The sequence below is a fragment of the Bradyrhizobium sp. UFLA05-89 genome, from assembly GCF_059803475.1.
In genome coordinates this window covers 31,336-44,317 of record NZ_JBANBA010000080.1, presented here as the reverse complement: position 1 = coordinate 44,317, position 12,982 = coordinate 31,336, and the positions used below count along the sequence as shown (strand labels likewise).

Annotated in this window: 8 protein-coding genes and 1 pseudogene; 5 read left to right on the top strand and 4 right to left on the bottom strand. The window is 58.8% G+C overall.

The genetic code is table 11. From position 1 onward, the window contains the following. Positions 1 to 357: 357 nt before the first annotated feature. From groES to SO139_RS31775, 4 genes and pseudogenes are all read left to right on the top strand, one after another. Positions 358 to 672 carry a co-chaperone GroES gene (gene groES, locus SO139_RS31790; protein WP_498541172.1) on the top strand — a complete coding sequence of 105 codons (315 nt, stop codon included), beginning with the start codon at positions 358 to 360 and terminating at the stop codon, positions 670 to 672. Between the two features lie 81 nt (positions 673 to 753). Next, positions 754 to 2,403, top strand: coding sequence for a chaperonin GroEL (gene groL, locus SO139_RS31785; RefSeq protein ID WP_498541171.1), 1,650 nt, complete (start codon positions 754 to 756; stop codon positions 2,401 to 2,403). Positions 2,404 to 3,071: 668 nt separating this feature from the next. Beyond that, positions 3,072 to 3,485, top strand: a complete 414-nt coding sequence (locus SO139_RS31780; RefSeq protein ID WP_498541170.1) for a hypothetical protein — start codon at positions 3,072 to 3,074, stop codon at positions 3,483 to 3,485. Positions 3,486 to 3,670: 185 nt separating this feature from the next. Further along, a pseudogene (locus SO139_RS31775) lies at positions 3,671 to 4,775 on the top strand (Fic family protein). Between the two features lie 2,568 nt (positions 4,776 to 7,343). Here SO139_RS31775 and SO139_RS31770 read toward each other — a convergent pair. From SO139_RS31770 to SO139_RS31755, 4 genes are all read right to left on the bottom strand, one after another. Further along, positions 7,344 to 7,664 (bottom strand): hypothetical protein, encoded by a 321-nt coding sequence (locus tag SO139_RS31770; protein ID WP_449384263.1) that lies wholly within the window; start codon positions 7,662 to 7,664, stop codon positions 7,344 to 7,346. Positions 7,665 to 7,733: 69 nt separating this feature from the next. After that, complete coding sequence (locus tag SO139_RS31765) at positions 7,734 to 9,353, bottom strand: tyrosinase family protein (RefSeq protein ID WP_449384264.1); 1,620 nt, start codon at positions 9,351 to 9,353, stop codon at positions 7,734 to 7,736. Next, the gene (locus SO139_RS31760; protein ID WP_449384265.1) at positions 9,343 to 10,095 is read right to left on the bottom strand and encodes a DJ-1/PfpI family protein; all 753 of its coding nucleotides are present in this window, start codon (positions 10,093 to 10,095) and stop codon (positions 9,343 to 9,345) included. Before SO139_RS31760 ends, SO139_RS31765 begins: the two co-directional genes overlap by 11 nt. Then, positions 10,092 to 10,409: a MoaF-related domain-containing protein gene (locus SO139_RS31755; protein ID WP_498541169.1), complete on the bottom strand. Its 318-nt coding sequence runs from the start codon at positions 10,407 to 10,409 to the stop codon at positions 10,092 to 10,094. Before SO139_RS31755 ends, SO139_RS31760 begins: the two co-directional genes overlap by 4 nt. Before the next feature lie 1,650 nt (positions 10,410 to 12,059). Here SO139_RS31755 and SO139_RS31750 point away from each other — a divergent pair. Next, on the top strand, positions 12,060 to 12,743 hold the full coding sequence (locus SO139_RS31750) for a helix-turn-helix domain-containing protein (protein WP_449384268.1): 684 nt from the start codon (positions 12,060 to 12,062) through the stop codon (positions 12,741 to 12,743). Positions 12,744 to 12,982: the final 239 nt, after the last annotated feature.

The window sequence follows — 12,982 nt, the reverse complement described above, 5'->3', positions numbered from 1 at the left end:
GTGCATATCGGGAGGGGCTTGACCTCAGCTGAGAAGCCACCCGGTCGATGCTTTACCCAACGAGCTAAATGTGTTGCACACGACCAACTCACCTCAGGCCGACGAGTTTAAGAACCTGCTGACATTCAGTGCCTCAGCCGCGGTTTTGGCTAGGTGGTCCGAGGCCAGTGTTAAGGCCAGCTAATGATCGTAAACGCAACTATCGGATCAGGTGGCTAAGTATCCCGCTTTTCTGCCACGAGCCCCTTGCTCCCGTAAAAAACCTGTCCTATCTCCATCTCGCCTGCGTAGCACTCGCGGGCATCGATTGCTAACAACCCAAAATCTCCATCTAATGCAAATGCTTAGGAGGACTGCATGAAATTCCGTCCGCTTCACGACCGCGTCGTGGTCAAGCGCATCGACGCAGAAGAGAAGACCGCTGGCGGCATCATCATTCCCGATACGGCCAAGGAAAAGCCCTCCCAGGGCGAAGTGATCGCCGTCGGCCCCGGCGGCCGCGACGAGAGCGGCAAGCTGATCCCGATCGACGTCCAGGTCGGCGACCGCGTGCTGTTCGGCAAGTGGTCGGGCACCGAGGTCAAGATCGACGGCCAGGAGCTGTTGATCATGAAGGAAAGCGACATCATGGGCGTGCTCGAAACTCCCGCTTCCAACAAGAAGGCCGCCTAATTCAACCGCTCGCACCGCTCACCCCTGAGGAGCGCCTGCCGGGCGCCACGCCAAGGGTGAGATGAACTCAGGGAAACCAATATGTCAGCCAAAGAAGTGAAATTCGGCGTTGACGCCCGCGACCGCATGCTGCGCGGCGTCGACATCCTCGCCAACGCCGTGAAGGTCACGCTCGGTCCGAAGGGCCGCAACGTCGTCCTCGACAAGTCGTTCGGCGCTCCCCGCATCACCAAGGACGGCGTCACCGTCGCCAAGGAGATCGAGCTCGACGACAAGTTCGAGAACATGGGCGCCCAGATGGTGCGCGAAGTCGCCTCCAAGTCCGCTGACGCGGCCGGCGACGGCACCACCACCGCGACCGTGCTCGCGGCTGCGATCGTCCGTGAAGGCGGCAAGGCGGTTGCCGCCGGCATGAACCCGATGGACCTCAAGCGCGGTATCGACCTCGCCGTCGAGGCCGTCGTTGCGGACCTCGAGAAGAACTCCAAGAAGATCACCTCCAACGAGGAGATTGCCCAGGTCGGCACCATCTCGGCCAACGGCGACGCGGAGATCGGCAAATTCCTCGCAGACGCCATGAAGAAGGTCGGCAACGAGGGTGTCATCACCGTCGAGGAAGCGAAGTCGCTCGAGACCGAGCTCGACGTCGTCGAGGGCATGCAGTTCGATCGCGGCTACATCTCGCCCTACTTTGTTACCAATGCCGACAAGATGCGCGTTGAGATGGAAGACGCCTACATCCTCATCAACGAGAAGAAGCTCTCCTCGTTGAACGAGATGTTGCCGCTGCTCGAGGCCGTGGTGCAGACCGGCAAGCCGCTGGTCATCGTGGCGGAGGACGTCGAAGGCGAAGCGCTCGCGACCCTGGTCGTGAACCGCCTGCGCGGTGGCCTGAAGGTCGCGGCCGTCAAGGCTCCGGGCTTCGGCGATCGCCGCAAGGCCATGCTGCAGGACATCGCGATCCTGACCGGCGGCCAGGCGATCTCGGAAGATCTCGGCATCAAGCTCGAGAACGTCACGCTCAACATGCTCGGTCGCGCCAAGAAGGTGATGATCGACAAGGAGAACACCACGATCGTCAACGGCGCCGGCAAGAAGGCTGACATCGAGGCGCGCGTGGCCCAGATCAAGGCGCAGATCGAGGAGACCACCTCGGACTACGACCGTGAGAAGCTCCAGGAGCGTCTCGCCAAGCTCGCGGGCGGCGTCGCGGTGATCCGCGTCGGCGGCGCGACCGAGGTCGAGGTCAAGGAGCGCAAGGATCGCGTTGATGACGCGATGCATGCGACCCGCGCCGCGGTCGAGGAAGGCATTGTCCCGGGCGGCGGCGTCGCCCTGCTTCGTGCAACCGAAGCGCTCAAGGGTCTGCGCACCAAGAACGACGACCAGAAGACCGGCGTCGAGATCGTGCGCAAGGCGCTGTCCTGGCCGGCCCGCCAGATCGCGATCAATGCCGGTGAAGACGGTTCGGTGATCGTCGGCAAGATCCTCGAGAAGGATCAGTACGCCTACGGCTTCGACTCGCAGACTGGCGAATACGGCAACCTCGTCACCAAGGGCATCATCGACCCGACCAAGGTCGTGAGAACTGCAGTCCAGAACGCCTCCTCCGTGGCGGCGCTCTTGATCACCACCGAGGCCATGGTCGCCGAGCTGCCGAAGAAGGCAGCTGCCGGTGCCGCCATGCCTCCTGGCGGCGGCATGGGTGGCATGGGCGGCATGGACTTCTGATCTAGCCGTTACACCGAACCATGAAATGTGAAAACCTCGGCGGCCACGCCGGGGTTTTCTACTTAGGATGGGCTCGCAACGCGCCCCCCTGGCCTGTTCCCACGTTGTCAAGGGACACGATCAAGCGAAACCATTCCCTGCTCGGCGACGGATGCCGAACGAGGGTGGGGCGCTCTGGTCGTTCGCACGTCACTGCCGATGCTATTGCCCGCCAACTGCCGCCACTTATTTGGGCCACCGCGGATTTCGACAGGTGGAGCACTTTTAAGGCGAGCAAAAAATGCGGACAATGCCACTGGTATTGAACCAACGAGAAGGTCAAAGCACAAAGGACATGGCGTCTACGGACCGGCGCTGAAGTCACGCTAGGGCTTTCAACTAGGCGCAGCCTCCTCAAAGCAGTCGGACTGATTGTACTGTACGGCGCAAAATTGGGACGCAGCACTATTGCCGACGCGCGACGGTCAGGACCAGCCTGCGATATTGTACGTAGCTGGGCATTAAGCGTTGGATGTGAAATCCTTCACAATGAGAGATGATCGCGCGGCCTACATTGGGCTTGCGAGCACAGCGAACATCGTTCCCTCTCGACATCGCCGGAAGGAAGCTACCTCATGAGCAGCGACTCTCAGCCTGCGAATCCGCCCAGATGGGATTGGCCATCCTGGATGAAGGGCAGCATGCCCAATCCTCTCGATTTCTTTGCGGCGCCTCGGAACTTCGTTCAGCCCATACTGCCTGGTTGGGTGTTTGGTAGCGTAACCAACATCACAGAGCAGAATTCAAGCGCGCCTGATACCGAACGAGAGATTGTTGCCGCGCAGAGCTACGGTCGCCAGCTAGGCCGCGTCATGGACGCTCTCGCCATTCTTATCGCCGAGTTGCCCAAGGCGAAGCAGGATGCGCCGGCTTTCGAAGAACTTGCCAAGATTCATCGCGATATCAATGAAATCAAGGCACGAGCTGCAGCGCGACGCCTCAACAACATCGCGGCTGACCTTGCTACTCTCAAAGAGACGAAGCCCGAGCAATATCAGCGCCTCGCAGCGACGCTTCGCGAGGTCCTGAAGGCAACGCAATAGCGATATCGATAATGTGACCTAGGCTCACATAAACGTCGGCTGTCTGCCGGACGACATCGGTCCAGGTCGCGCGTCTAATTCGCGGATGACCGAAAAGCCTCGCAACTCTCCAGTGAGTTATAGGATGGCTTGCTATAGCTCATTATTAATCCCACGCTGAGTTATAGAAAGCAGTGCTATAGCTCATGCCTTGGAACCGGGAGGAACCGACCTGGCCCCACTTACCTATGACGCGGGCAGCCCTTGAGCGGTTGGAAGCTGCCTTCGCTGGGGCGACTTCATTGGTGCGTTCAGGCACGTCAGCCAGGATGATCAGCAAAACCTGCGGATCGAGCTCATCAGCGATGAGGCGCTGAAGACCTCGGAAATTGAAGGCGACATACTGAACCGCGACAGCATTCAATCGTCCTTGCGCTACCAATTCGGCCTTGGCGAACAGCAGGCCGGCGTGCCTTCTGCTGAAAGAGGTATCGCGCAGATGATGGTCGACCTATACCTCAATTTCCAAAAGCCTCTGACCGACGAGACATGTTCGGCTGGCACAGCATGTTGATGAGCGGGGACCGGACCATCAGAACGATCGGTGCTCTCCGCACTCATGCAGAGCCCATGGAGGTGGTCTCTGGCCCAATCGGCCCGCGCAGGGTTCACTTTGAGGCGCCGCCGTCTGAAAACATGGCGAAAGAAATGGCTGCGTTCGTTCAGTGGTTCAACGACACGGGCCCTGACACCCGTCAACAGCTGCCGGTGATGACGCGCGCCGCTCTTGCCCATCTGTACTTCGTCAGCATCCATCCATTCGAAGACGGGAATGGCCGCATTGCCCGCGCGGTCGCGGAAAAGTCGCTTGCGCAAAATCTCGGCCAACCGACGCTAATTGCGCTCGCCTACACGATCGAGCGCAAGCGGAAGGCTTACTACGATGCGCTTGAGCGCAACAACCGCCGCATGGAGCTAACGGATTGGCTGCTGTACTTCGCCAATACCATTTTTGAGGCGCAGGTTAACACTAACCACCGTGTCGATTTCTACATTGCGAAGACAAAGTTCTATGAGCGTCTCCGCGGTCAGTACAACGAACGCCAGGAGAAGGCTCTGGCTCGAATGTTCAAGGAGGGCATCGATGGGTTCAAGGGCGGTCTCAGCGCCGAGAAGTACATCAGCATTACCAAGGCGGCTCGCGCGACCGCCACTCGTGACCTGCAGGACCTCGTCGCGAAAGGCGCATTGACCAGGACGGGCGAGCTCCAGCATACGCGTTATCACCTGAAACTCGATGCAAACGAGTGAGCAGAACTATCAACCATACTCGTCTGACGCGGGCTATCGCGCGCCTCTAGCGCGGCCTTCACCCCCGTTGTGATCAGCGACTTGTCCCCTTCGTGCTTGCTGAGCAAGTCCCTTTAAGGCTGGAGCCACTATTTCTACTTTGGCGAGCTCCAGTCGCGGGTTGTATATTAAATACAAATTTCGGGGGGATGATGCTGCTTACTTCATTTCGTGTATCCAATTTCAGGTCCATTCAGGACAGCGGAAACATCAAACTCGCACGGATCACGTCGATCCTTGGTCGAAACGAGAGCGAAAAGTCTAATTTACTTCTGGCGCTTCGCAGCTTGAACCTGTCGAAGGATTTACGGCGCTCAATCCCATTAAAGACTTGCCGTGACATCGCCGATTGCTCGAGGACGTGCAGAGATTGAGCGTTTCTTGAAGGCGAGATCGAGGCACTGACCAAGTTGGTCTATGTCCTTAATGATTTAGCACGCGCCGGAGCCTTTGTAGTGACGGGGCTTGATGGGGTCGTCTGCATACCGCGCCGCTGTCTGCGCTGAGGATGGGTGATAGAAACAAGGTAAGGGCGAGGATAACGACAAGATCAAAGCTTCAGCGAAGCGCGCCGGTACGCAATATCTAAGGCACTCCCCAAAGCGAGGAGGCCCGGCATTGGAGGCGAATCCGGCCGGGCCTCTGAGTCGCCAATCCTGTGCAGGGGCTGACTGACGACAATCAATGATTGCACAGCAGGCTTACGGAAGCCTGACGGAACGAAGTCACCTGCCGAGTTCAACTCGGAAACGCGGCGCTTCTCTAGTTATAGGGACAGCCTGAGCGGAACATCCATCATTCACTGGGCTAAGGAGCCGGAATTCTCGAGAATGAGTGGCGGAACGCCGAATTTCGGCGCGGAGTTGGGTCCGCGGGTTATTCCGTATTGAAGTATCAGTCCGATTGTCGCTTGATCGACGTGATGCCTGCGGACGGACGCGGCGGACCGAGCGAGATGAGCCGCTGTCAATCTCGTTAGTTCGCCGGCGGGAACGACTGACCGCCTCTTTCGGCGCCGGTCTGTCACGCCGAACTCGCCGGCCTGGCTCCGCGCTTTCGACCAAATCTCGATTGAGGCGCCACAGGCCCTTCGGATCTTGCGGCCTCGGAAGTACGGTCGGCATTGAGAAAACCCGCTCAGCGGCGTGACATTGCTGCGCGATCTCTCCAGAAAAATGGAACGAAGTTGAGGTAGGAATAGCAAATCCTGGGCCAACGAGGCTCTGCGACCGAGATGCGGCCCGATGACGCGGCAATTGGCGGCCCGTGTTCGAACGCCTCCACAAGACGGAGCGCCTTCCTCCAGCAGCAGTCAAGATCGGAGTTGCATCTTGCCCGCCGTCGGCTGTTCGGTGATATCGCCTTGCTGGCGCCTGAACGAATTCAGCTGACCAACGTGTGACGTCGAAACAACCAATGGTCTGGACTTTATCTGCTTCGATAAGTCCGTCCGTCGAGCTTGCTCAGAACAAAGCTGCCTCGGTGCATAGGCGTATTTGCGGGTTAGTTGACGCACATATCCGATGAGATTGGCGCGCGGCGGCGTGTCCCCCATCGATGTTCCCGTAGTCCGCGAGCCTCGCGGCAGCCCTGCGGCCGGGTCATCGGATGCATGCAGTCGTGCTTTTGAGGTGAGAATTAAGGAGGCGGGTTGGGTCTTGTCCAGGACCAGTGTCTGATGAGGCGAGCAGACCTGATCCACGTGCGCTGCTCGGCAATGGCGAGGTCGCCGTCGGCAATCCAGGAGGCGCCCGACGCTTCAGTTCGGTGTATGGCGGCCCCTTGATGATCGCTCGGGACATTGGGTGATTGCCGCGCCAACAGCAGTCCGCCCTGGCTGCCGCCAATCACACCTAGTCGCCGTGGACTTGTGACCTTGCGTTCGCAGGGCTCGCGTATCAAGCCAAGCAGCGGAAACACGCAACGCATGCATAGCGCGGCTTACGCCATCTCGCGCCCATTCACTGCAAGCTGTATGCCGGCTAAAGACTCGCGAGTTTCAGCCCGCTCAGGGCTGCACGACCATGTCCGCTTGTCGACATTGGTTGCCAAGCAGACACGCGACAGCGTGTCGGCCGGACCGCCAGTCAGGCAGCACCAGTGAATTCGATCATCAGTGGCCAAGAACGGGACACAGCGATGCACCCGCCCGCCATCGTAATACCTCCGTATATGAGGTAGATTCCTCGCAGCTGGCGTTGGAGCCAGATTGCGATCGAGCTAAGGGCGGTGTGCATGGCAATCGCCGATTCGTTGACGCAAGCATCTGCCGAATAGGACGAGCTCCTCCTTGCGAAACACACAGAGCGCGCAAACAAGCGAGCAAGGTCGGCCCCATTGTCGGGCTTATCGATCGACGTGACGGGCAGGGCGAAGCTCGACCCACGTCGTATGATGGCTGCGACCACCAGCGTCCAGGCCATTACTCTTTCGATAATCCGCAGCCTGAATCTGACAGAGCCGCCGAGTTTTAGGAAGGTTTCGTAGTGTCGATGAACCCACCTAATCGTGCCGGGCGCGCCAGTTTCTTTACCTTGTCGTATTAGGAGCCAACAACTTCAGACTCTTCACCTCCGCTGGATTCGGCGCGCGAGGAGGCTTGTTTGCTTCGGTGATGGTCACGACAACGGATAGATTGTCGTCGTGAATCGCATCGGGAGGTACGGGCAACGAATAGATGCCAGCGTTCTGGCGCTCGCCCGGGCCGAAAGGCGAGATGGCGCCGAGTAGCTCGCCAGCTTGCGTGGTGACACGGACACGCTGACCCGGCGCAAGAGGTCCCACTTGCACCTCGATCCACGCGATGGCCCCTGGGGCAAGGGAATGGGGGAGCGTAAGCGTTCGTTCCATTCCTCCTTCCTCTGCGCCATAGGCAGCGGATGCTGCGAGCATCAACACGATTACCAAATGGCGCACGGCCTACAGCGCTCCGATCGAGACTGCCTTGAGCACAGGAGTGGTCTCCTCCCCATTTACTGGCGTGACCCTTACGGCCAGATTTGCATTGGTGGCCGCGGTGGCAAGGGGCGCAGTGAGAGCGTGCAGCGTGGCGGGAAGCGGGACCGCAAAGGTTGCCTCGTGGGACATGCCCATGTCTGCCATTTGCGGGCCGAAAAACCCGACTGTTCCGGCATAATACGGGCTGTCAACGCCGAGATTGGTAGCGTCGGACGGTGCGCCGATGAATACGCGGAACCGGCGGGTGCTTGAGGTGCCCTGGGGGCGCGTCAGCGTGACCTGCGCGACCAGCGGCCGCGGGTTATTGGCGTTGCTGCGCCCCTGCAATGTCGCAGCCGGAATCTCAACCGAAGCGGCATTCGCCGATACGCGCGCGGCGGCTACCGGTGGCTTCTGCGTAGTGAGCTCGGCGACTTCCGGTTGAACGAGTGTTTCGCCAAAACCCTTGTCGTCATAGTCGTAGTCGAATCTCTCAGTGGCGAGATAGTCCCCGGCCTTGCCGTTCAAGACATAGTCTCCATTGGCGTCTACAAAGAACAAGAACGGCTCATCCGACAGGGTTTTCAAGTCGTCGCCCTCGGGCAAATAGGGTTGATGGCGCGACTTCTGTTTGCGCGTCCACACGTCCCAGAGCCGATCCATATTGGAGTGGTGAAGGAAAAAAACCGGATCGACCGGAGAAAGGAAATTGGTCATGTTTCCATAGGGGCCAGGATCGAGTGGGCCTTGTCCGCCAATGCAGTTGTGGACAAGATTGTGCGGCATTCCCTCGAGGACCGAAAAGCTCGTCGGCGCGCCGGTCGACGCTGTGTTGTGGGATGGGCTCTTGATACTGTTGAAGCTGAGATAGTTCACAGGGTTGTAGAAATCAGGCGCCAGCAGACCAGCAGAGACAGTCAGCTTTGACACGGCCCGCGTCGTATCACCGTCGAGATGAGGATTGGTCTTTGACAGGTAACGCGCGCCGCAGGTTGGTGCGAAGCATTCGTTTCCTGCCACGCCCTTGCCGGTCACACCGAGTGGACCGTTCCACAGATCATCGAATTGCACGTAGGTGCGCGCGGTGAGCTGACCCTTCTGCGCGGAAGAGAGGCTGTCCCAGTATCGTGAGAGCGTCGGCTTGATGAACGAGGTGAAAACAGCAAAATTTTCCGTATAAGGCTTGAAAGCATCGCTCGTCGGCGACAGCACGCCCGCGAACATCTCGTCTGGTATTTGCGGCAGTTCGGTCCAGTCCCAGTAGGGAAGGGCGAAATCGGCGTCACCGCTGAGCGAGCGGATGGTCTGCTCGAAATAACCGAGATACCCACGATGCCACACATAGAACCACCAGTTTCCATGTGGACAGTCCAGGAGGTGGACGAAGGCGTTGCGGAACCAATTGTGGGGATGATCGGCGGGCAGCCTCAGCATCGCTTCGACGCCTTTGGCGTAGCTCACGAGCGCCTTGCGTCCTTCATCGCTCGTGACATTGCATCTCTTGTATCTTGCTGCTGCAAGAGCCGGCTTGAAGGGAAGAGCAACCGCGGTGGCCGCCATCGCTCCCAGAAGCTCGCGGCGTGTGATTTGCTCAATTTGCATCTGTCCCTCCCGTAGTTTTCCTGTCAACGACGCAGTCGTCCCATTGAGCTTGAGGCGGGTAGAAAATTGGCGTCTGCGGGTCGCGATGCCAATCGTACTCCGCCGCTGCCACTGCGTTTTCGGCAACGGCACGCCCAGCCAGTCTCGACACCAGGTAGAAGCCGAGGTCCGTTCCGGCCGACACGCCGGCCGACGTCACGTAGCGTCCTGCGTCGACCCAACGCGACACATTGTCCCAAAGGACCTTTGGTCCCTGCTTTGCCACCCAGGTAAAAGCACCATGATTTGTCGCGGCCGGGAGACCAGTCAGCAGGCCAGCGCGCGCGAGCACCGCTGCGCCCGTGCAGACGGAGGCCATAAGATTCACCTTGGCGTCCATCTGGCACACCCATTCGAGCAGCATCGCAACGCCTTCAGGATCGGCCTGTTCGTCGAGCAGCGGCCACGTACCCCCGCCACCGGGGATCATAAGGAGATCCGGTGGATCGGCGAGCGCCTGCTTCATGTCCAGGTCCGGCATGACTGCAGGACCGTTGATGCTCCTCACCTTCTCGAGGTGGCGCCCAATGAGCATCGTTGCGAAAGGATAGGGTGACGGGTCCCAGTAGTTCTGGCCGAGAAAACGAGAGATGGTGAAGGCCTCGGCGAAGCCAAACACGTCGATCGGCTCGAAGCCTTCGAAGACGAAGATGCCGATCCGCTGCGTCGACGGTGGTGCCGTATCGAGCGAAGCCGCCCTCATGGCAATTCCCGGAACTTACCGTGAAACTGGTCAAAGGAGAGATCCGGCTCCGTGATATTGGTGACGATGGTCTGACGGTTGTAATCTTCGATGTGAACGACCGTCGTCTTGTCGGACTCTTGCCAGGTCACCAGGAAAATCCCGTCGGTGATCGGCTCGACCTTGATGGTAACGGTTTCCGATCCGACCTTGTTGCCGTTCTTGTCCAGGTTGTAGTAGGTCAGCGATGTTTCCGACGCGAAATCGAGCTCGACCTGAAAGGCGACGAAATCGACGAAATAGCGATGACCTACTCCGGGAAATCCACATGCCATGGTACCACTCCCCATTCTCGGACGTTGCTGGTTTCGCCTCGTAACGAAAGCTCGAACCGCTTGCAGTTGGCGAAATTCCCTCCGGCGCAACCGAGGAAGGCCGCCCGGTCGCCGTTTGATCTCATGGCACACTGTGCAAGGATGCGCTGATTGTCCGACAGCTGGATCCCAAGATGTAGAGCAGCACACGACGCAAAGGACGAGCCGTCCCTGTTCGAAACCGCACTGTCCAGCAGCCCCTGCTGGCTTTGAGGCAGGATCACCTGCTGATCCGCACGCCCGGCAAACTGGGATACATCTGGGCCGTCTCGCCTTGCGCACTCGTCGGCGGTTCTCTGTGGATCTCCGCCCGACGCTACACCGAACGCCCCCGGTGACGGGACTTGGCCGGATAGCCGTTCAAGGCTCATTTGAGGAACGAGATAACATGGCGTTGTGCCATGGGGACCGTTGCACATCGGCTGGACAGTGGTGCCGGTGTTGACCAACTGAGGACGTGCAGGATCGATGCTCTTCAGACCCGGGCCGCCCTGGTTTTGTTGCATCAAGTAGTTGCGGATAGCATCGCACACTCCCGGCCCCAACGGCCCCATGCAAAGCGGGGCCCCGTTAGGGAGCGCTCCGATTTGTTGGAATGGGTATTGCCGAGCCGCAAGTTGTTGCATCGCTAGATAGCGCCGGATCACCTGACAAGGCGCCTGCCCGAGAGGCCCATCGCAGATCGGCCCGAGACTTGGATGGAATGCTACCCTGTCTCTTATACACATATCGCTCTCCAGGCACAAACGATGGTGCAAATTGATTGGTCAATCGCAGTAATAAGTATGGGCAATGCTACCTTAGGTTAACAACGAGTACAAGCGCCCACATTGCCTGCGTTGCTTCACGTATCACTAAAGTGAGTGCACACCGAAACCCTCGCTGCTTGCTTTGGGCGCAGGGCCTAGCGAACGAGCAGACGGTACGCCCATAGCTACCGATTCCAGAAATCGGGACTGCACAACACTATCCGCATTTTGCATCACCGTTCGTCTCTCTGCGGCCATTCTCTGTACCGGGACGCAGCTTTTCCTCCTTGTTTCCGTAAAACACGCACTTTGTCCTCGCGATGCTGCCTTCAACTCTGCTTCCGTCACACGCGCTGACGCTCATGCAAAGGGGTTGGACCCTGATCTCTTCGACCGTCGGGACGTGGAGGCGCGTCGAAAGAGCCGACCGGGCTCTATGCGCGAGCGCGCCGGCCAAGCGTCACGATCCCTCGCACGATAGAATTAAAGGGGCGCTACCCCTGGTGCCTGCAAGGGCGCGATGCTCGGCCGCTTTTCCCCGGTCTTCCGCGCTTACGCTTTTGCAGACCGGGAGATACCCTCGGGCAGCGTCCGTCCTTGCACTTACATCCTCGGTCTCGGCTTCAGCGCGGCTTTGCGCTGAACCTAACTCATGAAGAAGGCGTGAGGGTGCTTAGTGTGAGTCCTCAGGTTTTACTTACTCGAGACGTACCACGAACGATAGCTTTCATGGCACCAACCGCATTGATCTCAGGGACAGTGATTGGCTACGGTCCTGGTCGATCAGATGCATTCTTTGGCGCAAGGGGTGTTCTTTCACTCCGCGCGCCAAATCGCGTTTGGCTTTCCGCAGGAGTGCCCCATGTTCGTGCGCACCAACCAAGTCAGAACGTCCCGCCCCAACTCGCTTTCCGACCTCGGGATTACAAGCAGCTCCGATCTGAGCGTTAACTTGAGTGAGTTCACCTACAGGAAGGGGAAGGAGATTTACGGCGAGAAAGAACCCGCCGCGTACGTCTATCAGGTTACCAAAGGTGCGGTCCGAACCTACAAACTGCTCTCGGATGGTCGACGCCAAATTGGCGCGTTTCATCTGGTCAGCGATATCTTCGGACTAGAGAACGGTGAGAACCATCGGTTCACCGCAGAAGCGGTCGTGGAGACTACGGTTCGAATAATCAGGCGCACCAGCCTTGAAGACGCAGCCGAGAATGATGCGGTCGTTTTTCACAATCTGCTCAGGATGACCGCTCAAAGTCTACAACACGCCGAAAACCATATGCTGCTGCTTGGACGAAAAACCTCGTTGGAAAAAGTGGCGGCCTTTTTGCTTGAAATGGACGAGCGATCCGCTGCGGCCGGCGCATTGTCCCTCCCGATGTCCCGCCGCGATATCGCCGACTACCTTGGCTTGACGCTCGAAACCGTTTCGCGCGCCGTGTCCCATCTTCACAGACGGGGAATCCTCGATTTTATAGGGAGAAATCAGCGCGAGATCGTGATCCGCGACCGTCGGCAGCTTGTGAGTTTTGATTTGCAAAGTTAATTCGCCGGGCGACTTCTTCTTCGCAAATGTCGCTCTCCCTGCTCACAGCCAGCTCAAGGGCGGGCATCAACTGCAGTCTCAGTTCTCGAACGATTCCTGATCGTTGCTGGCGACAGCTGTGTCTTCCGTTAATTCTGCGCCTGGTCCCGCGGCGAGGCGAGACCGAAATGATGGTCCTATTGGTGCGAAGTGCGACGTTCCTGATTTCTCATTGGATAGGTCTCTGCACACGATCGCAG

Excerpts from the sequence above, each read along its gene's own strand:
- groES (WP_498541172.1), top strand. The coding sequence starts at position 358 with ATGAAATTCCGTCCGCTTCACGACCGCGTCGTGGTCAAGCGCATCGAC.
- groL (WP_498541171.1), top strand. The coding sequence starts at position 754 with ATGTCAGCCAAAGAAGTGAAATTCGGCGTTGACGCCCGCGACCGCATG.
- SO139_RS31780 (WP_498541170.1), top strand. The coding sequence starts at position 3,072 with ATGAAGGGCAGCATGCCCAATCCTCTCGATTTCTTTGCGGCGCCTCGG.
- SO139_RS31770 (WP_449384263.1), bottom strand. The coding sequence starts at position 7,664 with ATGGAACGAACGCTTACGCTCCCCCATTCCCTTGCCCCAGGGGCCATC.
- SO139_RS31765 (WP_449384264.1), bottom strand. The coding sequence starts at position 9,353 with ATGCAAATTGAGCAAATCACACGCCGCGAGCTTCTGGGAGCGATGGCG.
- SO139_RS31760 (WP_449384265.1), bottom strand. The coding sequence starts at position 10,095 with ATGAGGGCGGCTTCGCTCGATACGGCACCACCGTCGACGCAGCGGATC.
- SO139_RS31755 (WP_498541169.1), bottom strand. The coding sequence starts at position 10,409 with ATGGCATGTGGATTTCCCGGAGTAGGTCATCGCTATTTCGTCGATTTC.
- SO139_RS31750 (WP_449384268.1), top strand. The coding sequence starts at position 12,060 with ATGTTCGTGCGCACCAACCAAGTCAGAACGTCCCGCCCCAACTCGCTT.